The 25585-nt window shown below is 61.0% G+C and carries 27 protein-coding genes; 25 read left to right on the top strand and 2 right to left on the bottom strand.

Annotation, left to right across the window (positions count from 1 at the left end):
* Nucleotides 1-99: 99 nt before the first annotated feature.
* From AC1RDQ_RS24095 to AC1RDQ_RS23985, 23 genes are all read left to right on the top strand, one after another.
* Nucleotides 100-1452, top strand: coding sequence for a flagellar hook-length control protein FliK (locus AC1RDQ_RS24095; RefSeq protein ID WP_492588316.1), 1353 nt, complete (start codon nucleotides 100-102; stop codon nucleotides 1450-1452).
* A 233-nt stretch (nucleotides 1453-1685) separates the two neighbouring features.
* Nucleotides 1686-2189 carry a flagellar basal body-associated protein FliL gene (gene fliL / locus AC1RDQ_RS24090; RefSeq protein WP_090453839.1) on the top strand — a complete coding sequence of 168 codons (504 nt, stop codon included), beginning with the start codon at nucleotides 1686-1688 and terminating at the stop codon, nucleotides 2187-2189.
* A 9-nt stretch (nucleotides 2190-2198) separates the two neighbouring features.
* Complete coding sequence (fliM, locus tag AC1RDQ_RS24085; RefSeq protein WP_015096242.1) at nucleotides 2199-3167, top strand: flagellar motor switch protein FliM; 969 nt, start codon at nucleotides 2199-2201, stop codon at nucleotides 3165-3167.
* A gap of 65 nt (nucleotides 3168-3232) precedes the next feature.
* Nucleotides 3233-3679 carry a flagellar motor switch protein FliN gene (gene fliN, locus AC1RDQ_RS24080; RefSeq protein WP_057398370.1) on the top strand — a complete coding sequence of 149 codons (447 nt, stop codon included), beginning with the start codon at nucleotides 3233-3235 and terminating at the stop codon, nucleotides 3677-3679.
* A 30-nt stretch (nucleotides 3680-3709) separates the two neighbouring features.
* A complete protein-coding gene (gene fliO, locus AC1RDQ_RS24075) occupies nucleotides 3710-4123 on the top strand; it encodes a flagellar biosynthetic protein FliO (RefSeq protein WP_102669727.1) in 414 nt (137 codons plus the stop codon).
* Entirely contained in the window at nucleotides 4123-4881 is a 759-nt protein-coding gene (gene fliP / locus AC1RDQ_RS24070; RefSeq protein WP_057715878.1) for a flagellar type III secretion system pore protein FliP, read from the top strand. Before fliO ends, fliP begins: the two co-directional genes overlap by 1 nt.
* Nucleotides 4878-5147 (top strand): flagellar biosynthesis protein FliQ, encoded by a 270-nt coding sequence (gene fliQ / locus AC1RDQ_RS24065; protein ID WP_015096238.1) that lies wholly within the window; start codon nucleotides 4878-4880, stop codon nucleotides 5145-5147. The genes fliP and fliQ overlap by 4 nt, the downstream gene beginning before the upstream one ends.
* Before the next feature lie 3 nt (nucleotides 5148-5150).
* Complete coding sequence (gene fliR, locus AC1RDQ_RS24060) at nucleotides 5151-5933, top strand: flagellar biosynthetic protein FliR (RefSeq protein WP_057715877.1); 783 nt, start codon at nucleotides 5151-5153, stop codon at nucleotides 5931-5933.
* Nucleotides 5934-5936: 3 nt separating this feature from the next.
* Nucleotides 5937-7076, top strand: coding sequence for a flagellar biosynthesis protein FlhB (flhB, locus tag AC1RDQ_RS24055; RefSeq protein WP_057715876.1), 1140 nt, complete (start codon nucleotides 5937-5939; stop codon nucleotides 7074-7076).
* A gap of 229 nt (nucleotides 7077-7305) precedes the next feature.
* Complete coding sequence (gene flhA / locus AC1RDQ_RS24050; RefSeq protein ID WP_057715875.1) at nucleotides 7306-9435, top strand: flagellar biosynthesis protein FlhA; 2130 nt, start codon at nucleotides 7306-7308, stop codon at nucleotides 9433-9435.
* An 11-nt stretch (nucleotides 9436-9446) separates the two neighbouring features.
* Nucleotides 9447-10775 carry a flagellar biosynthesis GTPase FlhF gene (gene flhF / locus AC1RDQ_RS24045; RefSeq protein ID WP_090453847.1) on the top strand — a complete coding sequence of 443 codons (1329 nt, stop codon included), beginning with the start codon at nucleotides 9447-9449 and terminating at the stop codon, nucleotides 10773-10775.
* 116 nt (nucleotides 10776-10891) lie between these two features.
* Nucleotides 10892-11722, top strand: a complete 831-nt coding sequence (gene fleN / locus AC1RDQ_RS24040; RefSeq protein ID WP_008001746.1) for a flagellar synthesis regulator FleN — start codon at nucleotides 10892-10894, stop codon at nucleotides 11720-11722.
* Nucleotides 11719-12459, top strand: coding sequence for an RNA polymerase sigma factor FliA (fliA, locus tag AC1RDQ_RS24035; protein WP_057715873.1), 741 nt, complete (start codon nucleotides 11719-11721; stop codon nucleotides 12457-12459). The genes fleN and fliA overlap by 4 nt, the downstream gene beginning before the upstream one ends.
* Nucleotides 12460-12627: 168 nt before the next feature.
* On the top strand, nucleotides 12628-12999 hold the full coding sequence (locus tag AC1RDQ_RS24030) for a chemotaxis response regulator CheY (RefSeq protein WP_003183998.1): 372 nt from the start codon (nucleotides 12628-12630) through the stop codon (nucleotides 12997-12999).
* Nucleotides 13000-13020: 21 nt separating this feature from the next.
* Nucleotides 13021-13809, top strand: a complete 789-nt coding sequence (locus AC1RDQ_RS24025; RefSeq protein ID WP_008052267.1) for a protein phosphatase CheZ — start codon at nucleotides 13021-13023, stop codon at nucleotides 13807-13809.
* A 46-nt stretch (nucleotides 13810-13855) separates the two neighbouring features.
* Complete coding sequence (locus AC1RDQ_RS24020) at nucleotides 13856-16120, top strand: chemotaxis protein CheA (RefSeq protein ID WP_218497103.1); 2265 nt, start codon at nucleotides 13856-13858, stop codon at nucleotides 16118-16120.
* Nucleotides 16121-16168: 48 nt separating this feature from the next.
* Nucleotides 16169-17293: a protein-glutamate methylesterase/protein-glutamine glutaminase gene (locus AC1RDQ_RS24015; RefSeq protein WP_492588314.1), complete on the top strand. Its 1125-nt coding sequence runs from the start codon at nucleotides 16169-16171 to the stop codon at nucleotides 17291-17293.
* A complete protein-coding gene (locus AC1RDQ_RS24010) occupies nucleotides 17293-18033 on the top strand; it encodes a flagellar motor protein (protein WP_057715870.1) in 741 nt (246 codons plus the stop codon). The genes AC1RDQ_RS24015 and AC1RDQ_RS24010 overlap by 1 nt, the downstream gene beginning before the upstream one ends.
* Nucleotides 18034-18048: 15 nt before the next feature.
* Nucleotides 18049-18939 (top strand): flagellar motor protein MotD, encoded by an 891-nt coding sequence (gene motD / locus AC1RDQ_RS24005; RefSeq protein ID WP_151213369.1) that lies wholly within the window; start codon nucleotides 18049-18051, stop codon nucleotides 18937-18939.
* 43 nt (nucleotides 18940-18982) lie between these two features.
* On the top strand, nucleotides 18983-19771 hold the full coding sequence (locus AC1RDQ_RS24000) for a ParA family protein (RefSeq protein ID WP_008000390.1): 789 nt from the start codon (nucleotides 18983-18985) through the stop codon (nucleotides 19769-19771).
* 126 nt (nucleotides 19772-19897) lie between these two features.
* Nucleotides 19898-20839: a CheW domain-containing protein gene (locus AC1RDQ_RS23995; RefSeq protein WP_057715869.1), complete on the top strand. Its 942-nt coding sequence runs from the start codon at nucleotides 19898-19900 to the stop codon at nucleotides 20837-20839.
* 76 nt (nucleotides 20840-20915) lie between these two features.
* The gene (locus tag AC1RDQ_RS23990) at nucleotides 20916-21401 is read left to right on the top strand and encodes a chemotaxis protein CheW (protein WP_007980742.1); all 486 of its coding nucleotides are present in this window, start codon (nucleotides 20916-20918) and stop codon (nucleotides 21399-21401) included.
* A complete protein-coding gene (locus AC1RDQ_RS23985; RefSeq protein ID WP_218497117.1) occupies nucleotides 21402-21797 on the top strand; it encodes a DUF2802 domain-containing protein in 396 nt (131 codons plus the stop codon).
* Between the two features lie 324 nt (nucleotides 21798-22121).
* Here AC1RDQ_RS23985 and AC1RDQ_RS23980 read toward each other — a convergent pair whose 3' ends face one another.
* On the bottom strand, nucleotides 22122-22451 hold the full coding sequence (locus AC1RDQ_RS23980) for an EscU/YscU/HrcU family type III secretion system export apparatus switch protein (protein ID WP_492588313.1): 330 nt from the start codon (nucleotides 22449-22451) through the stop codon (nucleotides 22122-22124).
* Nucleotides 22448-24022: a flagellar hook-length control protein FliK gene (gene fliK, locus AC1RDQ_RS23975; protein WP_492588312.1), complete on the bottom strand. Its 1575-nt coding sequence runs from the start codon at nucleotides 24020-24022 to the stop codon at nucleotides 22448-22450. Before fliK ends, AC1RDQ_RS23980 begins: the two co-directional genes overlap by 4 nt.
* Before the next feature lie 199 nt (nucleotides 24023-24221).
* On the opposite strand from fliK, the gene ccmA reads away from it, so the two are divergent.
* Together ccmA and ccmB are read left to right on the top strand one after the other, a co-directional pair.
* Nucleotides 24222-24857 (top strand): cytochrome c biogenesis heme-transporting ATPase CcmA, encoded by a 636-nt coding sequence (gene ccmA / locus AC1RDQ_RS23970; RefSeq protein WP_429521398.1) that lies wholly within the window; start codon nucleotides 24222-24224, stop codon nucleotides 24855-24857.
* Complete coding sequence (ccmB, locus tag AC1RDQ_RS23965) at nucleotides 24854-25522, top strand: heme exporter protein CcmB (RefSeq protein ID WP_007983326.1); 669 nt, start codon at nucleotides 24854-24856, stop codon at nucleotides 25520-25522. The genes ccmA and ccmB overlap by 4 nt, the downstream gene beginning before the upstream one ends.
* Nucleotides 25523-25585 lie beyond the last annotated feature (63 nt).

Genomic DNA, 25585 nt, shown 5'->3' with positions numbered 1-25585 from the left:
CACACGCTGCATTTGGTCCTCTTCGAGTGAAACTGGCTCGACCTTTGCAGTCAACTCATCCAACTGTACTTACGAGCCCCGTGCAGCGGAGACCGTTTCATGCCCGTTACCCCCGATATTCTGTTTCAGGCCTCCAGGCAGGCCAAGACTCAAGCTGGCTCCGCCAATCCTCCGGCGCAGACCTCTGAGCCCGGGGGCAAGGCCGCAAGCTTCGCTGATGTCTACGCCGATCAGGCGCAAAGCAAGCCCACTGCGTTGGCGGATGCGTCGCTCAAGCCGGGTCGCGACAAAACCAGCGATGTTGCCGGAACCAAAGACGCTGGTGACGACAAGTCTGCCGCCGAGGAACCGGTGGTTGCCGATGGCGGCAAATCCTTGCCTGCCAAGAGTTCGGTGCCGGCTGGCGACAAGGTCGCTGGCGATGATGCGTCAGATGCCGACCCGGCTCCGGTCGTTGACGCCGCACTGCTGGATCCGGCGCTTGATCCTACATTGCAATCCATCGTATCGGCACCGGTAGCCCCCGCCGTGGTCGACACCGTGCAACCTGTCGTTGATGCGCCGGTTGCCGCTACGGCAACGGCTACGGCTGTACTCGCTCCTGCGCTGGCCACTGCCGAGGGCGATTTCGATCCCTCGACCGATCCGCTCGACGCATTGCCGGCGGTGCGCCTGGCGATGGAGCGGGGCGGTCACGTATCGGCTTCCAGCCAGGCACAACCCAAGACTGCACCGACACAGGCGCAAGCCCAGGCTGACGCAGAGCTGACGCCAGAGCAAAATTTTGCCGCCGGCATGGCGACGCTGTTGGATGTTAAGGGTGACAAGAGCGACACCAGCCCGGGTGAAGACAAGGCTTTCAGCGGCTTGATCGATGACGGCCTGAAGGATCTCAAGTCCGCCAGCAGCGACACCCGTGTCGATGATTTCGCCAACCGTCTGGCAGCGCTGACCCAGGCGGCCACACCGAAGACAGCCAATGCCTTGCCGGTGAACCAGCCGATCGCCATGCACCAGAGCGGGTGGACCGAAGAGGTGGTGAACCGGGTCATGTACCTGTCCAGCGCCAATCTCAAGGCGGCGGACATCCAGTTGCAGCCCGCTGAGCTCGGGCGTCTGGACATTCGGGTGAACATGGTTCCCGATCAACAGACCCAGGTCACGTTCATGAGTGCGCATCCGGGCGTCCGTGAGGCACTGGATGGGCAGGTCCATCGCTTGCGCGACATGTTCGCGCAGCAGGGCATGGGGCAGGTCGATGTCAACGTTTCGGACCAGTCCCGTGGTTCGCAGCAGGGGCAGGAACAAGCCCGGCAAGGTCAGAGCGGGCGGACCAGTGCCAGCGGCGGTCGCCTCGATTCAATGGATGATGACATCACCCCAAGCGTCGCTGAAGCGGCGGTCAATACCACCAGCGTGATCGGCTCCAGCGCGGTCGATTACTACGCCTGACCAAACGAACACCTAACCCTGTGGGAGCGAGCTTGCTCGCGATAGCGGTGTAACAGTCGATGAAAATGTTGACTGTTAAAATGCCATCGCGAGCAAGCTCGCTCCCACAGTGGCTTCGTGGTGATCTTCCGATCGAAGCCGGTCCGCCCAGCTCTTCCCGATACTTCTGGCATAACACTTGCTCTTGCCTTGCCGTGCGACTGTGAAAACCCGAATAGTGACGGATTATTGGCATGGCGAAGAGCGACGCAGCAGTAAAAGACCCCGCAACCAAAGGCAAACTCAAGCTGATTATCGTGATCGTGCTGGCCCTGCTGCTGGCGATCGGTGTGTCCGTGGGGGCGACCTGGTACTTCATGCACAGCGCTCAGAGCAAGCCTGCCGCCGCAGTGGAACAAACCGCTCCTGTCGGCAAGCAGCCAGCGATTTTCGAGGCGATGGCGCCGGCTTTCGTGGCCAACTTCAATCAGAACGGTCGCCAGCGCTACATGCAAGTGAGCATCACCATGCTCGCGCGCAACCAGGCGGATCTGGAGGCGCTCAAGGTCCACATGCCGGTGATCCGCAATAACCTGGTGATGCTGTTCTCCGGGCAGGACTTCGCGACCCTCGCCTCGCCGGTCGGCCAGGAAATGCTGCGGCAGAAAGCTACCGCCAGTGTCCAGGAAGTGGCGCAGAAAGAGCTCGGTAAAGTGGTGATCGAACAGTTGCTTTTCACTAATTTCGTACTGCAGTAGGAACACGACATGGCCGTGCAGGACCTGCTGTCCCAGGATGAGATCGACGCGCTGTTGCATGGCGTCGACGATGGTCTGGTACAGACCGAGAACGCTGCCGAACCCGGCAGCGTCAAAAGCTATGACCTGACCAGCCAGGATCGCATCGTCCGTGGACGCATGCCGACCCTGGAAATGATCAACGAGCGTTTCGCCCGCTACACACGCATCAGCATGTTCAACATGCTGCGTCGCTCGGCAGACGTGGCGGTCGGCGGCGTGCAGGTGATGAAGTTCGGCGAATACGTGCACTCGCTGTACGTGCCGACCAGTCTCAACCTGGTCAAGATCAAACCCCTGCGCGGCACCGCGCTGTTCATCCTCGACGCCAAACTGGTGTTCAAGCTGGTGGACAACTTCTTCGGCGGCGACGGTCGCCACGCCAAGATCGAAGGGCGTGAATTCACGCCGACCGAACTGCGTGTGGTACGCATGGTGCTGGAGCAGGCGTTCGTCGATTTGAAGGAAGCCTGGCAGGCGATCATGGAAGTCAACTTCGAGTACATCAACTCGGAAGTGAACCCGGCCATGGCCAACATCGTCGGCCCGAGTGAGGCCATTGTGGTGTCGACCTTCCACATCGAACTCGATGGCGGTGGCGGCGACCTGCACGTGACCATGCCGTACTCGATGATCGAGCCAGTGCGCGAAATGCTCGACGCCGGCTTCCAGTCGGATCTCGACGATCAGGACGAGCGCTGGGTCAACGCCCTGCGCCAGGACGTGCTGGACGTCGACGTGCCGATCGGTGCGACGGTGGCTCGTCGTCAGTTGCGCCTGCGCGACATCCTGCACATGCAGCCGGGGGATGTGATCCCGGTCGACATGCCGGAAGAAATGATCATGCGCGCCAACGGCGTGCCGGCCTTCAAGGTCAAGATGGGCTCGCACAAGGGCAACCTGGCGTTGCAAGTGATCGAGCCGATCGAGCGCCGTTGACCGGCGCTCGTACCCATTCGCGATTAAACGAATTCTGAATTTTTGCTCGCCGAGGACACTGACAAATGAACACGCAAGACGACCAGGCTCTGGCCGATGAGTGGGCAGCAGCCCTGGAAGAAACCGGTGATGCCGGGCAGGCCGATATCGATGCCTTGCTGGCCGCCGACTCCGGCAGTTCCGCGTCCAACCGCCTGCCCATGGAAGAGTTCGGCAGCGTGCCGAAAAACAACGATCCGGTGAGCCTCGAAGGCCCGAACCTGGACGTGATCCTCGATATCCCGGTGTCGATTTCCATGGAAGTGGGCAGCACCGACATCAACATCCGCAACTTGCTGCAACTGAACCAGGGTTCGGTGATCGAGCTTGATCGCCTGGCCGGCGAGCCGCTGGACGTGCTGGTCAATGGCACGCTCATCGCCCACGGCGAAGTGGTGGTGGTCAACGAGAAGTTCGGCATCCGCCTGACGGACGTGATCAGCCCGAGCGAACGCATCAAGAAGCTGCGCTGAGTGAAAAGGGTTCTCGGGTTTGTATTGGCGATGCCGTTCAGCGTGCTGGCGGCTGAGCCTGTCGCTACGGCGACCACGGCTGCCGCGCCGGCAGTGAGCAGCGGTGTGGCTGGGCAACTGACGCAGCTGGTGTTCGGCTTGTTGCTGGTGCTGGGGCTGATCTTCCTCCTCGCCTGGTTGCTGCGTCGGGTCCAGCAGGCCGGTCCGGCTGGCAAGGGGCAGGTGATCGAGATTGTCGGCTCCCGCGCGCTGGGGCCTCGCGACCGCCTGATGCTGGTGCAGGTCGGCAACGAGCAGATCCTGTTGGGCCTGAGCCCCGGCAACATCACTGCATTGCATGTGCTCAAGGAGCCGGTGCAAGTGCCGAGTACCGAGAAGCCGACGCCGGAATTTGCCCAGCGCCTGTTGGAGATGCTGGGTAAAGATCAGAAGGATAAGAAGTAATGGGTGCGCTGCGCATCGCCTTGATGCTGACCCTGATGCTGGCCGCGCCGCTGGCATTCGCCGCCGATCCGTTGTCGATCCCGGCCATCACCCTGGGCACCAATGCGCAGGGTGCGCAGGAATACTCGGTCAGCCTGCAAATCCTGCTGATCATGACCGCGCTGAGTTTTATCCCGGCGTTTGTCATGCTGATGACCAGTTTCACCCGGATCATCATTGTCTTCTCGATCCTGCGCCAGGCCCTGGGCCTGCAGCAGACACCGTCGAACCAGATCCTCACCGGCATGGCGCTGTTCCTGACCCTGTTCATCATGGCGCCGGTGTTCGACCGGGTGAACCAGGACGCCTTGCAGCCGTATCTGGCGGAAAAACTGACGGCCCAGGATGCGGTCGCCAAGGCCCAGGTGCCGATCAAGAACTTCATGCTCGCCCAGACCCGCACCAGCGATCTGGAACTGTTCATGCGCCTGTCCAAGCGCACTGACATCGCGACGCCGGATCAGGCGCCATTGACCATCCTGGTGCCGGCCTTCGTGACCTCCGAGCTGAAAACGGCATTCCAGATCGGCTTCATGATCTTCATTCCGTTCCTGATCATCGACCTGGTCGTGGCCAGTGTGTTGATGGCCATGGGTATGATGATGCTGTCGCCGCTGATCATTTCCCTGCCGTTCAAGATCATGTTGTTCGTGCTGGTGGATGGCTGGGCGCTGATCATCGGCACGCTGGCCAGCAGCTTTGGCGGTGTCTCGCCATGACCCCGGAAGTTGCGGTCGATATCTTTCGCGAAGCGCTGTGGCTGACCACCATGATGGTCGCCGTGCTGGTGATTCCGAGTTTGCTGGTGGGCCTGTTGGTGGCGATGTTTCAGGCCGCCACGCAGATCAACGAACAGACCCTGAGCTTTTTGCCGCGCCTGTTGGTGATGCTGGTGACGCTGATCGTTGGCGGTCCATGGCTGGTGCAGACTTTCATGGAGTACATCCTGCAGTTGTACGGCAGTATTCCGCAGGTCATCGGCTAAGCCATGTCACTGCTTGCACTGACCGATACCCAGATCAGCACCTGGGTGGCGACGTTCATGTTGCCGCTGTTTCGCGTCGGCGCCTTGCTGATGGTCATGCCGGTGTTTGGCACGACCTTGCTGCCCCGGCGCATCCGCCTGTATTTCGCGTTGGCCATCACCGTGGTCATCGCGCCGGGCCTGCCGCCGATGCCACCGGTCAATGCCCTGGACCTTAGCGGGTTGCTGCTGATCGCCGAGCAGATCCTCATCGGTGCGGTAATGGGTTTTTCCTTGCAGCTGTTCTTCCAGGCCTTTGTGGTGGCCGGGCAAATCGTCGCCATCCAGATGGGGATGGGCTTCGCCTCCATGATCGACCCGGCCAACGGCGTATCGACGGCGGTGATCGGGCAGTTTTTCACCATGCTGGTGACGCTGCTGTTCCTGTCCATGAACGGTCATCTGGTGGTGTTCGAGATCCTTACCGAGAGTTTCACCACGTTGCCGGTGGGGGGCGGCCTGATGGTCAACCACTACTGGGAACTGGCCGGCAAGCTCGGCTGGGTGCTCGGTGCGGCGCTGTTGCTGGTACTGCCGGCGATCACCGCGTTGCTGGTGGTCAACATCGCGTTTGGCGTCATGACCCGGGCGGCGCCGCAACTCAATATTTTCTCTGTCGGCTTCCCGCTGATCCTGGTGCTTGGGCTGTTCATTGTCTGGGTCGGGCTGGCGGACATTCTCAATCAGTATCAACCGCTGGCCTCCGAGGCCTTGCAGTTGTTACGCGAAATGGCGCGGGCGAGCTGAGTCATGGCCGAGAGCGAAAGCGGTCAGGATAAAACAGAAGACCCCACGGAGAAGCGCAAGCAGGACTCCCGTGAAAAGGGTGAGGTTGCGCGGTCCAAGGAACTCAACACCCTGGCGATCATGCTGGTCGGTGCCTCGGCGCTGCTGATTTTTGGCGGCGCCATGGCGCAGGACATGATGGAGCTGATGCGCATCAACTTCTCGCTGCCGCGGGAGGTGATTCTGGATCAGCGCTCCATGGCCACCTACCTGATGCGCTCGGGGCAAATTGCCCTGTGGTCGATCCAGCCAGTGATGATCACGTTGGTGCTGGCTGCCATCATCGGTCCGATTTCCCTGGGTGGCTGGCTGTTCGCGGCAAGTTCCATGGCGCCCAAATTCAGCCGCTTGAACCCCGGTCCCGGCCTCAAGCGCATGTTCTCGACCAAGTCGCTGGTCGAACTGCTCAAGGCTCTGGCCAAGTTCATCATCATCCTGTTCGTGGCGCTGGCGGTGCTGTCGTCGGACATCGACGACCTGCTGCGCATCGCCCATGAGCCCTTGGATATGGCCATTATTCACAGTCTGCAAGTCGTGGGCTGGAGCACCTTGTGGATGGCCTGCGGGCTGATTCTCATCGCTGCGGTGGATGTGCCGGTGCAGCTCTGGGAAAGCCACAAGAAGCTGCTGATGACCAAGCAGGAAGTGCGTGACGAGCACAAGGATCAAGAGGGGCGACCGGAGGTCAAGCAGCGAATTCGACAGCTGCAGCGCGAGATGTCCCAGCGGCGGATGATGGCCGCCATTCCCGAGGCCGACGTGGTCATCACCAACCCGACGCACTACGCCGTGGCCCTCAAGTACGACCCGGAAAAGGGTAATGCGCCGGTATTGCTGGCCAAGGGTAGCGACTTCCTGGCCCTGAAGATCCGTGAGATCGCTGCGGCCAACGAGATTCTGTTGCTGGAGTCTCCGGCACTGGCGCGGTCGATTTACTACTCCACGGAACTGGAGCAGGAGATTCCCGGCGGTCTCTACCTGGCGGTCGCGCAGGTGCTGGCTTACGTTTATCAGATTCGACAGTATCGGGCGGGCAAGGGCAAGCGGCCTGATCCGCTTAAGGATGATTTGCCGATTCCGCCGGATTTGCGCCGCGACTCTTGAGTTTCGCGCTGTCGCTGATGGCCCCTTCGCGGGCAAGCCCGCTCCCACAGGTTTGGCGATAACTTGTGGGAGCGTGGCTTGCCCGCGATGACGTCAGTCCAGGCAACTCATATCCTCCTGAAAAATCGCTCTATTTCTCCCTTTGCAAAAGTTGGAAAGCTTCTTGCAGTAGCCGCTCTGCGCTCGCTTCAGGCGTCAAAAGTTTGCTTTAAAGGAACGGGGAAAACCGGTGGATCGCTCTCAGTTATTCAACACTGCTCGCACAAACGTTGCCGATTTGAGTCGCGGCAATCTGGGCGTGCCGCTGTTGCTGCTGGTCATGCTGGCGATGATGATGTTGCCGGTGCCGCCGTTCCTGCTGGACGTGTTCTTCACCTTCAACATTGCCCTGTCCATCGTCGTGCTGCTGGTGTGCGTCTATGCTCTGCGCCCGCTGGATTTCGCGGTGTTTCCGACCATTCTGCTGGTGGCGACGTTGTTGCGCCTGGCGTTGAACGTGGCTTCGACGCGGGTGGTGATGCTCCACGGCCAGGACGGTCATGCGGCGGCCGGCAAGGTGATCCAGGCCTTCGGCGAGGTGGTGATCGGCGGTAACTACGTGGTCGGTATCGTGGTCTTCGCGATTTTGATGATCATCAACTTCGTCGTGGTGACCAAGGGCGCGGGGCGGATTTCCGAGGTGAGCGCGCGTTTCACCCTCGATGCGATGCCCGGCAAGCAAATGGCGATCGACGCCGACCTCAACGCCGGTCTGATCGATCAGGCCCAGGCCAAGGCCCGTCGTTCGGAAGTGGCCCAGGAAGCCGAGTTCTACGGTTCCATGGACGGTGCCAGCAAATTCGTCCGCGGTGACGCCATCGCCGGCCTGTTGATCCTGTTCATCAACCTGATCGGCGGCATGGCGGTCGGTATCTTCCAGCACGGCATGACCTTCGGCGACGCCGGCAAGGTGTATGCGCTGCTGACCATCGGTGACGGTTTGGTGGCGCAATTGCCATCACTGTTGTTATCGACAGCAGCGGCAATCATGGTGACCCGTGCGTCCGGTTCGGAAGACATGGGCAAGCAAATCAATCGCCAGATGTTCGCCTCGCCCAAGGCGCTGGCGGTGGCAGCCGGTTTGATGGCGGTCATGGGCCTGGTGCCCGGCATGCCGCACTTCTCGTTCCTGAGCATGGCGGCCCTGGCGGCCGGTGGCGCTTACCTGTTCTGGAAGAAGCAGAACGTGGCCAAGGTTCACGCCCTGCAAGAGGTCAAGCGCCAGCAGGAGTTGCTGCCGTCGCCGGCCCGCGCCCAGGAAACCAAGGAGCTTGGCTGGGATGACGTGACGCCGATCGACATGATCGGCCTGGAGGTGGGTTATCGCCTGATTCCGCTGGTGGACCGCAACCAGGGCGGCCAGTTGCTGGCGCGAATCAAGGGCGTGCGCAAGAAGCTGTCCCAGGATCTGGGCTTCCTGATGCCCACGGTGCATATCCGCGACAACCTCGACCTGGCGCCGAGTGCCTATCGCCTGACCCTCATGGGAGTGATCCTGGCCGAAGCGGAGATTTACCCGGATCGCGAGCTGGCGATCAACCCGGGGCAGGTCTACGGCACGCTCAACGGCATTACCGCCAAAGATCCGGCTTTCGGCCTGGAGGCGGTCTGGATCGAAATCAGCCAGCGCGCTCAGGCGCAATCCCTCGGTTATACGGTGGTCGATGCCAGTACAGTAGTGGCTACTCACTTGAACCAGATACTCTACAAGCATTCCAGTGAGCTGATCGGTCACGAAGAAGTGCAGCAACTCATGCAATTGCTGGCCAAAAGCTCGCCGAAACTGGCCGAGGAGCTGGTGCCGGGTGTGGTTTCGCTGTCGCAGTTGCTCAAGGTGCTGCAAGCGCTGTTGGCCGAACAAGTGCCTGTTCGCGATATCCGCAGTATTGCCGAGGCGATCGCCAACAATGCCGCCAAGAGTCAAGATACCGCCGCGCTGGTGGCTGCCGTGCGGGTTGGCGTATCCCGCGCAATCGTCCAAAGCATTGTAGGTACTGAGTCGGAGCTGCCAGTTATCACGCTGGAGCCAAGGTTGGAACAGATATTGCTCAATAGTCTGCAAAAGGCAGGACAAGGCTCGGAAGAGGGCGTTCTGCTGGAGCCAAGCATGGCTGAGAAGCTGCAACGTTCGTTGATCGACGCGGCGCAGCGTCAGGAGATGCAAGGTCAGCCGGTGATTCTGCTGGTGGCCGGTCCGGTTCGCGCGATGCTCTCGCGATTTGGCCGGCTCGCAGTCCCGGGTTTGCATGTGTTGGCTTACCAGGAAATCCCTGACAACAAGCAAGTGACCATCGTTGCGACAGTAGGGCCCAACGGCTGAGGTAGTGGTTTATGCAAGTTAAGCGTTTTTTCGCCGCCGATATGCGTCAGGCCATGAAGCTGGTTCGCGATGAGCTGGGCGCTGATGCCGCCATCATTGGCAACCGCCGGATCGCCGGGGGGGTCGAACTGACAGCTGCGCTGGATTACAAGTTGTCGGCGCTGGCGCCGCGGGTTCCGAACATGGAACTCGAAGACGAATTGCGCAAGACTCAGTCGCGGATCGTCACCGCCCAGGCCGAATTGAGCCTGCGTGGCGATGGCGAGAGCGACAATGCAACCAATCGCCAACTGTTCGCCGGATTGCCGTTGACTGCCGCCGAGCCGCTGATCGAGCCGACCTACGCCGAACCCCGTCGTCCCGCGCCGGCCGCTGCGCCAGCGTCCGGTGGCGTGGACCCGCGCGCGTTCGACTCGATGCGTTTCGAGCTCAACAGCCTGCGCGAACTCATGGAAGTACAACTCGGCTCCCTGGCCTGGAATCAGCTGCAAGGCAGCCGTCCGGACCAGGCCAACCTCTGGCGTCGCCTGCAACGTATCGGCCTGTCTGGCCCGCTGTCGCGCGACCTGCTGGCAATGATCACCGAAATCGAAGAGCCTCGTCAGGCCTGGCGCATGTTGCTGGCGCACCTGGCGCGCATGATCGTTACTCCGGACGTCGAGCCGCTGGAAGAGGGCGGAGTGATCGCCATGGTCGGCCCTGCCGGCATGGGCAAGACCACCACCCTGGCCAAGCTGGCCGCCCGTTACGTGCTCAAGTACGGCGCGCAGAACATTGCGTTGGTGAGCATGGACAGCTTCCGCATCGGCGCCCAGGAACAGCTCAAGACTCTGGGGCGCATTCTCAATGTGTCGGTGACCCACGTCGATCCCGGCCAGTCCCTGGTGCAGGCCCTGGAGCCGTTGCTGCGCAAACGCGTGGTGCTGATCGATACCGCGGGCCTGCAGGCCAGCGATCCGGCGCTGCGCATGCAGCTCGAAAGCCTGGCCGGTCGCGGCATCAAATCAAAAAATTATCTGGTCCTGGCAACCACCAGCCAGAAACAGGTTCTAACGGCCGCGTATCACAGTTACAAGCGCTGCGGGCTCTCCGGCTGCATTCTGACTAAACTGGATGAAACGGCTAGTCTGGGTGAGGTGTTGAGCCTTGCCATCAGCCATGAACTGCCGGTGGCTTACCTGACCGATGGCCCGCGGATCCCGGATGATTTGCATCTGCCGCGCCGTCATCAATTGGTCAGCCGCGCCGTGAGCGTGCAAATGCAGGAAGAACCCAGCGAAGAAGCCATGGCTGACATGTTCGCTGACATCTACCACAGCCCGACCAAGCAGGTTGGCTGAGGTAATAATGAACAGTTTTTGTACCTACATCGATGGTCTGCCATGCATTGTTCCGTTTGTGAACGCGCAGCCAGTAATGTGGCCTCCGTCTATGCAAGACAAGGTAAAGAAATAACATGGGCAGCATGCATCCCGTACAGGTGATCGCGGTGACCGGCGGCAAAGGTGGCGTCGGGAAAACTAATGTGTCAGTGAACTTGTCCCTGGCTTTGGCCGAACTTGGCCGGCGCGTCATGCTGTTGGACGCCGACCTGGGACTGGCGAACGTCGACGTTCTGCTGGGCCTGACACCCAAACGTACCCTGGCCGACGTGATCGAGGGCCGCTGCGAACTGCGCGATGTATTGCTGCAGGGACCAGGCGGCATCCGTATCGTTCCGGCCGCATCCGGCACTCAGAGCATGGTGCATCTGAGCCCCGCGCAACACGCCGGCCTGATCCAGGCCTTCAGTGATATCGGCGATAACCTCGACGTACTGGTGATCGACACCGCTGCGGGCATTGGTGACTCGGTAGTCAGTTTCGTCCGCGCAGCGCAGGAAGTGCTGCTGGTGGTGTGCGACGAGCCGACCTCGATCACCGATGCCTACGCCTTGATCAAGTTGCTCAATCGCGACTACGGCATGAACCGCTTCCGCGTCCTGGCCAACATGGCCCAGAGCCCGCAGGAAGGACGCAACCTGTTCGCCAAGTTGACCAAGGTCACGGATCGCTTCCTCGACGTCGCCCTGCAATACGTCGGTGCGGTGCCTTACGACGAAAGCGTGCGCAAGGCCGTGCAGAAGCAGCGCGCCGTCTACGAGGCCTTCCCTCGTTCCAAGTGCTCGCTGGCGTTCAAGGCCATCGCGCAGAAGGTTGATACCTGGCCGCTGCCTGCCAACCCGCGCGGGCACCTGGAGTTTTTCGTCGAGCGCCTCGTGCAGCAGACAGCAGGACCTGTTCTATGACAGCCAGCGGCTACAACCTCTACAAGAAGTCGGCACGTGATGCGCAGTACGAGCTGATCGAGCGTTACGCGCCGCTGGTTAAACGCATTGCCTACCACTTGCTGGCGCGTTTACCGGCCAGTGTCCAGGTCGAAGACCTGATCCAGGCCGGGATGATTGGCCTGCTTGAAGTGTCGACCAAATATGACGCCGGCAAAGGCGCCAGTTTCGAGACGTACGCGGGCATACGAATCCGCGGCGCCATGCTCGATGAAGTGCGCAAGGGGGACTGGGCGCCACGTTCGGTCCACCGCAATACGCGCATGGTCAGCGATGCCATTCGCTCGATTGAAGCTAAAACCGGCCGTGACGCTAAAGATCACGAAGTTGCGGCCGAACTCCAATTGAGTCTCGACGATTACTACGGGATTTTGAACGACACCCTGGGCAGCCGGCTGTTCAGTTTCGACGACCTGTTGCAGGACGGCGAACACGAAGGGCTGCACGAGGATGGCGCGAGTGCTCATGTCGAGCCGTCACGCGACCTGGAGGATGAACGCTTCCAGGCTGCGCTGGCGGATGCGATTGCCAATTTGCCGGAGCGTGAGCGACTGGTGTTGGCGCTGTACTACGACGAAGAGTTGAATCTCAAGGAAATCGGTGAGGTCCTGGGGGTCAGCGAATCGCGGGTCAGCCAGTTACACAGCCAGTGCGCGGCCCGTTTGCGGGGGCGTTTGGGGGAGTGGCGAGCGCGCTGAAGGCAGTGTGGGGGACACTGCGAACGAGGCTGGTGTGGTGTTGAACTGCGCCGGTCGCGATCTGTTGTGCTCCAGACAGTCATTGAGTGCTTTGCCGGATTGATTGAAATGGCGTGTCCAGGTGCTGGGCGCGTTTAAGACTGCTTGGAGGTCGAATTGGACAAGAACATGAAAATCCTCATCGTTGATGACTTCTCAACGATGCGGCGGATCATCAAGAACCTGCTGCGTGACCTTGGGTTCACCAACACCGTCGAGGCCGACGATGGCACTACCGCCATCCCGGTGCTCAACAGCGGAAGCATCGACTTTCTGGTAACGGACTGGAACATGCCTGGCATGACCGGTATCGATCTGCTGCGCCACGTGCGTGCCGATGAAAAGCTCAAGCACCTGCCGGTGCTGATGGTGACCGCTGAAGCCAAGCGCGAGCAGATCATCGAAGCGGCCCAGGCCGGCGTTAACGGCTATGTGGTCAAGCCCTTCACGGCCCAGGCGTTGAAAGAAAAAATCGAGAAGATTTTCGAACGCATCGGTTGATGAGTGCGCCACGGGGGAGCTATGGGCAATAACGAAACTTCATTGGGCGATTTTGAATCGACCCTGAAAAAACACGCCGTCGAATTGGTCGAGAGCCTTGAAAAAGGCAAGTTCGGCGACGCGGTGCAATTGATCCATGAGCTCAACCAGACCCGTGACCGCGGCCTGTATCAGGAAGTAGGCAAGCTCACCCGCGAACTGCATAGCGCGATCGTCAATTTCCAGATTGACCCGCACATGCCGCAGGCCGAAGAAGTGTCGCAGATCACCGACGCCACCGAGCGCCTGGGGTATGTGGTCAAGCTGACCGAGGCTGCGGCCAACCGCACCATGGATCTGGTGGAAAGTGCCACGCCGCTGGTCAATGGCCTGGCCGATGAAGCCAAGGTGTTGAGCGCGGACTGGGGGCGCTTCATGCGTCGCGAAGTCGGCGCCGAAGAGTTTCGTGAACTGGCCCGGCGGGTCGACGGGTTCCTGACGCGCAGCGGCACGGACAATCGCGCGGTGTCGGGCAACCTGAACGACATCCTGCTCGCCCAGGATTACCAGGACCTCACAGGCCAGGTGATCAAGCGTGTGACCCAGTTGGTCACCGAAGTTGAAAGCAACCTGCTCAAGCTCGTGCTGATGGCCAGTCAGGTGGACCGATTTGCGGGCATCGAACATGACCGTGAAGCGATGCTTGCTGAAAAAGATCCACAAAAACATCTCTCTCAGGGTGAAGGTCCGCAGATTCATGCCGATAAAAGAGAAGACGTTGTGTCCGGTCAGGACGATGTGGACGATTTGCTATCCAGCCTAGGGTTTTAGAATTTTAGGCATTTTAGGTTTTTAGACCTTTAGGAGCACCCCCTTAATGAGCTTCGGCGCCGATGAAGAGATCCTTCAGGATTTCCTGGTTGAGGCCGGCGAGATTCTAGAGCAACTGTCCGAGCAACTGGTCGAGCTGGAAAGCCGCCCGGATGATGCGGATTTGCTCAATGCAATTTTTCGCGGTTTTCACACTGTAAAAGGGGGCGCCGGCTTCCTCCAGCTCAACGAGCTGGTGGAGTGCTGCCACATCGCCGAGAACGTGTTCGACATCCTGCGCAAGGGTGAGCGTCGCGTCGACTCGGAACTGATGGACGTGGTTCTCGAAGCGCTGGACGCGGTGAACAGCATGTTCAGCGAAGTCCGCGAACGCAGCCCGATCACGGCCGCGACACCGGAACTGCTCGCGGCACTGGCCCGTCTGGCCGAGCCGCAATCGGCTGACGAGGCGGCTGCCGCACCTGTCGTCGCCGTGGTCGAAGCGCCTGTGGCTGAAAGCGAGTCGGGCGATATCACCGACAATGAATTCGAACAACTGCTGGACTCGCTGAACGCCGTCAAGGCCCAGGCCGAGGCCCCGGCGGCTGTTCCAGCGCCTGCCGGCAATGCCGCTGGCAGCGACGAAATCACCGATGCCGAGTTCGAGTCGTTGCTCGATCAACTGCACGGTAAAGGCCAGTTCGCCGTTGACGCGGTGGTCCAGGCACCGGCTGCGCCAGAAGCCCCGAAAGCGGCTGGCGACAGTTCCGATATTACTGACGACGAATTCGAAGCACTGCTCGACCAGCTGCACGGCAAGGGTAATTTTGCTGTCGAGGCGCTGGAGTCGGCCATTGCTTCTGTGCCTGCACCCGCGGCACCAAGCGCGGTGGCGGCCGGCAGCGATCTGATTTCCGATCACGAGTTCGAAGCGCTGCTCGACGAATTGCACGGCAAAGGCAAGTTCACTGAAGTGGGCGCGACGGTTGGAAAGGCAACCGGCGCCAACGCCTCGGTGGCGGCACCTGCCGCCAAGGCAGCCGCGCCGAAACCGGTGGCCAGGGCCCCCGAGCCAAAAGCCGAAGCACCGGCCCCGGCAACTGCTGCACCGGCATCGTCCCGTGCCCCGGCCGCGCCACCGGCGGAAAAGCCGGCGAGCGAAGCCGAAACCACCGTACGTGTCGATACCGCGCGTCTGGACGAGATCATGAACATGGTCGGCGAGTTGGTGCTGGTGCGTAACCGCCTGGTCCGCCTGGGCCTCAACAGCGGCGACGAAGCCATGTCCAAGGCCGTGTCGAACCTCGACGTGGTCACCGCCGACTTGCAAACCGCGGTCATGAAGACCCGGATGCAACCGATCAAGAAAGTCTTCGGGCGCTTCCCGCGCCTGGTTCGCGACCTGGCCCGCCAGCTCAAGAAAGAGATCAACCTGGAGCTGGTCGGCGAAGAAACCGACCTCGACAAGAACCTCGTCGAGGCCCTGGCCGACCCGCTGGTCCACTTGGTGCGCAACGCGGTTGACCACGGCATCGAGTCACCGGAAGAACGCGAAGCCTCGGGCAAGGCCCGTGGCGGCAAGGTGATTCTGGCGGCGGAGCAGGAAGGCGATCACATCCTGCTGTCGATCTCCGACGACGGCAAGGGCATGGACCCGAACGTGCTGCGTTCCATCGCGGTAAAACGCGGTGTGATGGACAAGGACGCCGCCGATCGCCTGAGCGACACCGAATGCTACAACCTGATCTTCGCCCCGGGTTTCTCGACCAAGACCGAGATTTCCGACGTATCGGGTCGTGGCGTGGGCATGGACGTGGTGAAAACCAAGATTTCCCAGCTCAACGGCTCGATCAACATCTACTCGGCCAAGGGCCAGGGTTCGAAGATCGTCATCAAGGTGCCGCTGACCCTGGCGATCATGCCGACGCTGATGGTCATGCTCGGTAACCAGGCGTTCGCGTTCCCGCTGGTGAACGTCAACGAGATCTTCCACCTCGACCTGTCGACCACCAACGTCGTGGACGGCCAGGAAGTGGTGATCGTGCGGGACAAGGCGCTGCCATTGTTCTACCTCAAACGCTGGCTGGTCAGCTCCGCCGCTCACGAAGAGCAGCGCGAGGGCCATGTGGTGATCCTTTCGGTGGGCACGCAGCGGATCGGCTTTGTCGTCGATCAACTGGTGGGCCAGGAAGAAGTAGTCATCAAGCCATTGGGCAAAATGCTCCAGGGAACCCCGGGCATGTCAGGCGCCACCATCACCGGTGACGGCCGCATCGCGCTGATTCTCGATGTTCCGAGCATGCTCAAGCGTTACGCCACACGGCGTATTTGATTCTGGTGGAGCGAGGCGCCTGGCCTCGCTCCATCTAATGGAGTGTTTATGGCAGTCAAAGTCCTGGTGGTGGACGATTCGGGGTTTTTCCGCCGCCGCGTCTCGGAAATTCTTTCAGCGGATTCCAATATCCAGGTCGTCGGCACGGCGACCAACGGCAAAGAGGCGATCGATCAGGCGCTGGCCCTCAAGCCGGATGTGATCACCATGGACTACGAGATGCCGATGATGGACGGCATCACCGCCGTGCGGCACATCATGCAACGCTGCCCGACCCCGGTCCTGATGTTCTCTTCGCTGACCCACGAAGGCGCCCGGGTCACCCTCGATGCGCTGGATGCCGGCGCGGTGGACTTCCTGCCGAAGAATTTCGAAGACATCTCGCGCAACCCCGAGAAGGTCAAACAACTGTTGTGCGAGAAGATCCTGAGCATCTCGCGCAGCAATCGTCGCGTCAGCACTTACAGCGCTCCGGCCCCTGTGGCCGCACCTGCTCCAACAACTGCGCCTTCGAGCGTCGGCAGTTACGGCAGCAGCGCGCCCGCGCGTCCGGCACCGATCCCTGCGCGTACGCATGCGGCCACTGCGTCGTCGCCCGCGCCGAAACGCAAAGCCTTCAAACTGGTGGCCATCGGTACGTCCACCGGCGGCCCGGTCGCCCTGCAGCGAGTGTTGACTCAATTGCCGGCCAACTTCCCGGCCCCGATCGTGCTGGTTCAACACATGCCGGCGGCCTTCACCAAGGCCTTCGCCGAGCGCCTGGACAAGCTCTGCCGCATCAGCGTCAAGGAAGCCGAGGATGGCGATATCCTGCGTCCGGGCCTGGCGCTACTGGCACCGGGTGGCAAACAGATGATGATCGACGGCCGCGGCGCGGTGAAAATCCTCCCGGGCGACGAACGTCTCAACTACAAGCCGTGCGTGGACATCACCTTCGGTTCGGCAGCCAAGACCTACGGTGACAAAGTTCTGGCGGTAGTCCTGACCGGCATGGGCGCGGACGGCCGCGAAGGCGCGCGCTTGCTCAAGCAGGGCGGCAGTTCGATCTGGGCGCAGGACGAAGCCAGTTGCGTGATCTACGGCATGCCGATGGCCATCGTCAAAGCCGAGCTCGCAGACGCGGTGTACAGCCTGGACGACATTGGCAAGCACCTGGTCGAGGCCTGTATCTGATGGATGTCCTAAGCCTGATTGGCATCATCATGGCCTTTGTCGCGATCATCGGCGGCAACTACCTTGAAGGCGGTCACCTCGGCGCCCTGGCCAACGGCCCGGCAGCGCTGATCGTGCTCGGCGGCACCATTGGCGCCGCGCTACTGCAATCGCCGATGAGTGCCTTCAAGCGTGCCATGCAGATCCTCGCCTGGATCCTGTTCCCGCCCCGTGTCGATCTGGCCGGTGGCATCGACCGCGTGGTGAACTGGAGCCTGACCGCCCGCAAGGAAGGCCTGCTGGGCCTTGAAGGCATCGCCGACGCCGAGCCGGACAACTACGCACGCAAAGGCCTGCAACTGCTGGTTGACGGCGCCGAGCCGGAAGCGATCCGCAGCATTCTGGAAGTGGACTTCTACACCCAGGAAAGCCGCGACATCGAAGCGGCCAAAGTCTTCGAAAGCATGGGCGGTTACGCGCCGACCATCGGCATCATCGGTGCGGTCATGGGCCTGATTCATGTCATGGGCAACCTCGCTGATCCATCGCAACTGGGCAGCGGTATTGCCGTGGCTTTCGTCGCCACTATCTACGGCGTGGCCAGTGCCAACCTGGTGCTACTGCCGATTGCGGCCAAACTCAAATCCATCGCGTTACGTCAGTCGCGTTATCGCGAAATGTTGCTGGAGGGGCTCCTGTCGATCGCCGAAGGTGAAAACCCACGCTCCATTGAGTTGAAGCTTCAGGGCTTCATGGATTGATGGGAGACATGGACCATGGCACGTCGTCGCCAGCATGAAGAGCATGTAAACCATGAACGTTGGCTGGTTTCCTATGCCGACTTCATCACCTTGCTGTTCGCCTTTTTCGTGGTGATGTACTCCATCTCGTCGATCAACGAAGGCAAGTACAAGGTCATTTCCGAGGCATTGATCGGGGTCTTTACCGACTCCGACCGTTCGCTCAAGCCGATCCCCATCGGTGACGAGCGGCCGAAGACAGTGACCCCGGCCAAGCCGCTGGTTAAGGACAGTGACCAGGTCGATGCCGGCGTCGCTGGCGCCAGCGATCCGCTCAAGAGCATCGCCGACGACATCAGTGCGGCGTTCGGTGACCTGATCAGCTCCAACCAGATGACCGTACGCGGCAACGAGTTGTGGGTTGAGATCGAGCTTAATTCCAGCCTGTTGTTCGGCAGCGGCGACGCCATGCCCAGCGACATCGCGTTCAACATCATCGACAAGGTCGCGGCGATCCTGAAGCCGTTCGACAACCCGATCCATGTCGAAGGTTTCACTGACGATCAGCCGATCCGTACCGCGCAGTACCCGACCAACTGGGAGCTGTCCTCGGCACGCTCGGCGAGCATCGTGCGCATGCTGGCGATGCAAGGGGTGAACCCCGGTCGCCTGGCTTCGGTGGGCTACGGCGAGTTTCAGCCGGTGGCCAACAACGCCACCGCCGAAGGCCGCGCCCGCAACCGTCGCGTGGTGCTGGTGGTGTCGCGCAACCTCGATGTTCGCCGCAGCCTGACCGGCACCGGAACCGCCCATGCGCAACCGGATGCCGCATTGAAGCGTGCTGGCACACAAACTGCACCGACCCCGGTCAAGTCGCCGGTACGAGAGAACGCCGTCAATTCTCCGTCACCCGCATTAACACGTTGAGCTATTTCTCGGTCGATCCGTTCGGCCGGGAGGAACAATCCGAATGAGAGTCTGGGCAGTCGCCAATCAAAAGGGTGGTGTCGGTAAAACCACTTCCTCCATCGCTTTAGCCGGTTTACTGGCGGAGGCGGGCAAGCGTGTGGTCGTGGTCGATCTCGACCCCCACGGCTCCATGACCAGCTACTTCGGCTACGATCCCGACGCCCTGGAGCACAGCAGCTACGATTTGTTCCTGCACAAAGGCAACGTGCCCCAAGGCCTGCCGGGTCAACTGCTGCTGTCGACCAGTGACGAACGCATCTCCCTGTTGCCCTCCAGCACCGCACTGGCCACCCTTGAGCGCCAGTCGCCGGGGCAGAGCGGTTTGGGCCTGGTGATTGCCAAGAGCCTGGCGCAACTGTGGCAGGACTTCGATTACGCCGTGATCGACAGCCCGCCATTGCTCGGCGTGCTGATGGTCAATGCCTTGGCGGCGAGCCAGCAACTGGTGATCCCGGTGCAGACCGAGCATCTGGCGGTCAAAGGCCTTGAGCGAATGGTCAACACCCTGGCGATGATCAATCGCTCTCGCAAACAGGCGCTGCCCTTCACCATCGTGCCAACCCTGTTTGACCGCCGCACCCAGGCGTCCCTCGGAACGTTGCGCGTGCTGCGCGACAAATTCCCCGACGAAATCTGGCAAGGCTATATCCCGGTGGACACGCGCCTGCGCGATGCCAGCCGCGCCGGTCTGACGCCTTCACAATTCGACGGCAAGAGCCGTGGCGTTCTCGCTTACCGTGCGTTGCTCAAGCATTTGCTGGCGGCGCAACTTGTGCCGCAGGTGGCATGAGATGAAACCAATCCCTGTAGGAGCGAGCTTGCTCGCGATGGACGACAACGATTACGCGCGCTGTCTGGATGATCGCGTTTCCCGACAGTTTTTCGCGAGCAAGCTCGCTCCTGCAGGGGGGCAGCCATGAACCGGCCGTTTAAGACCACCTCGCGCCCGCAACTGGCGCTTCAGTCTTATCTGGACAGCTTGCTGCAGGACATCACCGAGGAATTTGCGCCACAAATCGAAGCGCCTCCCCGGGTGGTCGAGGTTGAAGCGGCGCTGGACGAATTCCAGGCGGCAGTGCTCGAAGAACAGGCCCACGATGCGCAAAAAACTGTAGTTGCTCCCGCTCCTGTGGTCACGCCGGTAGCGAAGGCTCCAGTAGCCGTGGTCGAAGCACCGGCACCCATGCTGGCGCCGGTATCGACCATCGCACCGTTGCTCCAGGCGTTGGTGCCGCAGGCCATCGAAGTGCAACCAGCACCGGAGCCAGCTGTTGTCGAAGTGCCTCAGGCACTGGTGCCGCCAGTCGTCGAAGTTCATCTGCCGCCAAGCAATACGCCGCCACCGGTGGAAACCGACGGTCGTCCGTCCTGGGCTGCCGAACCCTTCGAATGCCTGCTGTTCGATGTCGCCGGCTTGACCCTGGCGGTGCCGCTGGTGTGCCTGGGGTCGATTTACTCCCTGGCCGGCCACGAGTTGACCCCATTGTTCGGCCAGCCCGAATGGTTCCTGGGCATCCTGCCGAGCCAGGCCGGCAATCTCAAGGTGCTCGATACCGCGCGTTGGGTCATGCCCGACCGATACCGCGACGATTTCAAGCAAGGTCTGCAATACGTGATTTCGGTGCAAGGCTACGAGTGGGGGCTGGCAGTGCATCAGGTCAGCCGCTCGTTGCGCCTGAACCCGAATGAAATCAAATGGAGAAGTCACCGAGGTCAGCGGCCATGGCTCGCCGGCACGGTAATTGAACACATGTGCGCCTTGCTCGATGTCGCCTCACTGGCCGAGTTGATCGCCAGCGGCGGAGCCCGGCACATGTCCGGCGACAAGCCGGGCCACAAACCGACATCAGTCAAATAAACAAAACAGGCGACGTCACTCTGATGATGTTGCACAGAACACACACCGCCAGGGCGGTTTCTTGAGGGGTCAGGGTATGAATGACAAGGCAACGGCGGCAAAAGGTTCCGAAGATCCGATCCTGCAATGGGTCACCTTCAAGCTGGACAACGAGACCTACGGCATCAACGTGATGCGCGTCCAGGAAGTCCTGCGTTACACCGAAATCGCCCCGGTCCCGGGTGCCCCGAGCTACGTGCTGGGCATCATCAACCTGCGCGGCAACGTCGTGACCGTGATCGACACCCGCCAGCGCTTCGGCCTGATGAATGCCGAGATCAGTGACAACACCCGTATCGTCATCATCGAAGCCGACAAGCAGGTGGTCGGGATCATGGTCGACAGCGTGGCCGAAGTGGTTTACCTGCGTCAGTCGGAAATCGAAACCGCGCCGAACGTGGGTAACGAAGAGTCCGCCAAGTTCATTCAAGGCGTATGCAACAAGAACAACGAATTGCTCATCCTGGTCGAGCTCGACAAGATGATGAGCGAAGAAGAATGGTCGGAACTGGAGAGTATCTGATTGATTCTCGAGGTTGCGGTCATTGTCCTGTTCCTGTTTTGGGCAGGCACGCTGGCAATGTTCCTGGCGTACATTCGCGGTCAAAAGCAGATCGCCGCGCAACAGGCCCAGGGTGATGCGCTGCGCGATCAGCGCATCAAGGACCTGGCCAGGCGCGTCGAGGATTACCAGAACGGCAATGTGCGCATGGGCGAGGACCTGCATGAACTGCGGGCGATCGTTGCGCCCCTGCCGGACAAACTCGCCCAGCTGGAACAACGCGACCCCTCAAGCCTGTCGTTCGCCCAGGCGGCGCGACTGGTCGGGATGGGCGCCAGTGTCAACGAACTGACCCAGTCCTGCGGCTTGACCCAGGCTGAGGCGGAGTTGATGAGCAAGTTGCACAAGAACAGCTAGCAATCTGTAGGAGCGAGCTTGCTCGCGATGGTCGTCAACGATGACGCGGGCCTCCTGAAGAAACGCGGCGCTTACACCGCCATCGCGAGCAGGCTCGCTCCTACAGTGGTTCCATGTCGGACACAGAATATGTGTTCACCGCAGATCATCTGTGGGAGCGAGCTTGCTCGCGATGGACGTCAACGATGACGCGGGCTTCCTGGAGAAACGCGGCGCTCATGCCTCCATCGTGAGCAAGCTCGCTCCTACAATGGTTCTATGTCGGACATGGAACATGAGTTCACCTGTGGGAGCGAGCCTGCTCGCGATGGCGTACTCGCAAACTCAATAATCATCCCCGCGCTCGGTAACATCCTTCTCCACCAGCAGCGCATCCAAATCCTGCCCCGCCGGAAACTTCCCCTTCAAACTCCACGCAAACGCAATGATCTCGGCAATCGTCAGATAGAGTTCCTGCGGAATGCTGTCCCCCAGTTCCATGCGCGCCAGCAGTCTCACCAGTTCGGCGTTTTCGTAGATCGGCACTTCGCAGTCGGGGGCAATGCGCAGGATTTCTTCCGCCAGCTCTTCGTCGCCCTTGGCGGTGAGGGTGGGGGCGTGGGTGCCGTCGTATTTGAGGGCGATGGCCTGGCGTGGGGCGTTGGGGTTTTTCATGCGGTTTCGTCGACCCAGCGTTGTTCGAGGCGGGTTTGCGGGCCTTGGGGCGGTGTGCCGAGGTGGCAGTCCAGGTCGCCGACGTTCAGGCCGGCGGACAGCAGGCGATCACGCAGCCCGGCCAAATTGCTTTCGATCAGGCTGGCGGTGTATGGCCGCTCGGCCCAGAGCTGGCCGCAGAGGCTGCCCTTGACCAGTTGCGCCTGGATTTGCAGCGGCCCCAAAGGCTCCATGGAGAAGGCCAGCTCCACACGCCACAGCTGTTGCTTGGGGTCGTGTTCTTCGCGACGTTCCTTTGGCTGTTGTTTTTCGGGGGCGTCTTCGCGCTGGAACTTGACCTGCAAGGGCACGATGTCCTGCATTGTGCGCATCGGGATTTCCAGCTGCCAGGTGCTCATCAGCCGTCCGTCGGCGGTTACGCCGGTCTGTTCCAGGCTCGACAGTTGATGGCTTTGCAGGCGTGAAACCGCGGCGGCGGCCAGGCGAAGCAGGTGTTCGAGGTCGTTTTCACCGTCGGCACCTTTTAACAGACGTTCGGGCAGCGGGAAACCGGTCGGCGACGGCTTGGCACTGACCTGACCGAGCATGCCCAGGGCATTGCGGACAAAATTCGGCATGGCCTGGGCCAGGGTATTGGCGGCGATGATCGCGCCGAGGCTGGTGTTGGCCGGCAAGCCCTGACTCAACTGCGCAACCAGTTTGAGCAAATCGCCTTTCATGTCCGGCGCGAGCGTCGGGTTTTGCCCGGTCAGCATTTTGCTTTCGAGAAACATGCCGCTGCTGGCCAGGGCCTGGGCCAGGCCCTTGGGGGTGCTCAACTGTTGAACATCCGGCAAGCCGGCGAGCAAACGGGCAGCAGCGCTGCGCAATTCAACGGATGTCTGGTCCGAGGGCGGAAGGTTCTGCAGGCGCATGAGCAAGCTATCCAGCGAGCCCTGGCGGCTTTGCTGGTCGACCAGTTGCTGGGTCACCGCCAGTTGTTCCTGTCGGCTGCTCAGGGGCACGAACTTCACGGTCTGGGCGTCCTGCACCTGTGCGCTCAACAAGGTGCCGATGCGCAAGGGTTGCGGGCTGTCGATACTCAGTGTGCTGCCGCTCAGTGCGGTGTTGAGCAGGCCCACCATCGAGCGAAACACCATGGGCTGGCCGGGCACCTGGGGCAGCACTTGCGAGGTCAGCACTTTGCCCTGCAGCAGGGTGCCAACGGGCAGTTGCGCGGTGTCGAGGCGGATGAGGGTGGCGACGTTGGAAGCAATGGCCTGTTGCACCGTCACGGCCAGGCTGCCGGCCGAGGGCTGGGTGACGACCAGCGTGGTGCCCAGGGCCAGCGGTTGATTGCTGGTGGTCTGGACCGTGGTCTGGCGGCCGCTGTCGAGGGTGACCTTGAGCAGCATCTGGAAAGTCTGGTCCGCCTGCTTGAGCGACAATACTTCGGCCTGGGCGGTTTGACCGACGCTGATCAGCCCCTCCACCGGCGTCAGCAACTTGAGCAACTCACCGCTGACCACCTGCGGGCGCGAAGTCGCCGGGAGGGTTTGCGGTAGAGGGAGGATGTTCATTTCGCCTGTCATACGCGGTCACAACCTGAGGAAAATGCACTCTTTAGAGTAAGGTATGGCATGTATAATGCCGCGCCGTTGTATCCAATAATGGCGAAAACTTTGCAATTGTTTGACGCAGCTCTCTAGAACAAGACGCCATTGCATCTATGCTGCATCTCTTTAACGGCCGCGCCAGAGCCGACTTGAACCGTATAAGGCCCGTGATCCCTTGACCAGTCCTGTCCTGCAAACCGTTGCCCTTGCCTGTGAGCGAGACCTTCGGCTGCTCTTCGAAAATCTCGATTTGAGACTGGCCAGTGGCGAAATGATGCAAATCAGCGGCCCCAACGGCAGCGGCAAGACCAGCCTGTTGCGCCTGCTCTCGGGGCTGATGCAGCCGACCGCCGGTCAAGTGCTGCTCAACGGCCAGCCGCTGAATGAACAACGCGGTGAGCTGGCGCGCAACCTGCTGTGGATCGGCCATGCGGCCGGGATCAAGGATTTGCTGACGCCGGAAGAGAACCTGAGCTGGCTGTGCGCCTTGCATCATCCGGCGACCCATGCGGCGATCTGGCAGGCGCTGGCCGCGGTCGGGCTGCGCGGATTCGAGGATGTTCCCTGTCATACGTTATCCGCCGGACAACAGCGGCGCGTTGCCCTGGCACGGCTGTATCTGGACAGTCCGCCGCTGTGGATCCTCGATGAACCCTTTACCGCCCTCGACAAGCAGGGCGTGGCGCAACTGGAAGAACACCTGGCCGGCCACTGCGAACGCGGCGGCATGGTGGTGTTGACCACCCACCACACGCTGAGCCGGATGCCGGCCGGTTATCGCGACATCGATCTGGGGAGCTGGGCCGTATGAGTGTTTTCGGCCTGCTGGTCGCCCGCGAGGCTCGTCTGCTGTTTCGCCGTCCGGCTGAACTGGCCAATCCGCTGGTGTTCTTCGCCATCGTCGTTTCCCTGTTCCCGTTGGCGGTCGGCCCCGAGTCTCAATTGTTGCAAACCTTGTCTCCGGGGTTGGTCTGGGTCGCGGCACTTTTATCGGTTCTGCTCTCGCTGGACGGGCTTTTCCGCAGTGATTTCGAAGACGGATCCCTTGAGCAGTGGGTCCTTTCGCCGCACCCTCTGCCTCTTCTGGTTTTGGCCAAAGTGCTGGCACACTGGGCTTTTTCCGGTCTGGCACTGGTTTTGCTCGCACCCTTGCTGGCGCTGATGCTCGGTTTGCCTGCCGCCTGTCTGCCGGTGTTGCTGCTTTCGTTGCTGCTCGGTACACCGGTACTGAGCCTGCTCGGTGCGGTGGGTGCGGCGCTGACAGTAGGTTTGAAGCGCGGCGGCCTGTTGCTGGCACTGCTGATTCTGCCGTTGTACATCCCGGTATTGATCCTTGGCAGTGGCGCCTTGCAGGCGGCCTTGCAGGGAATGCCGGCGACCGGTTATCTCCTATGGCTTGGCAGCCTGACCGCCTTGGCGATAACCCTGACACCTTTTGCAATAGCCGCTGGCTTGAAGATCAGCGTCGGCGAATAATGAGGTCTGGTCAAAATTTGATCAGTAAAGGCCCAGGCTCTTCACAGTAAAGAGCAACCGTGA

The organism is Pseudomonas sp. GW823-FHT02E01 (genome assembly GCF_058797535.1).
Note: the sequence above shows the minus strand (reverse complement) of the source record. Positions and strands in the feature narration are given on the sequence as shown.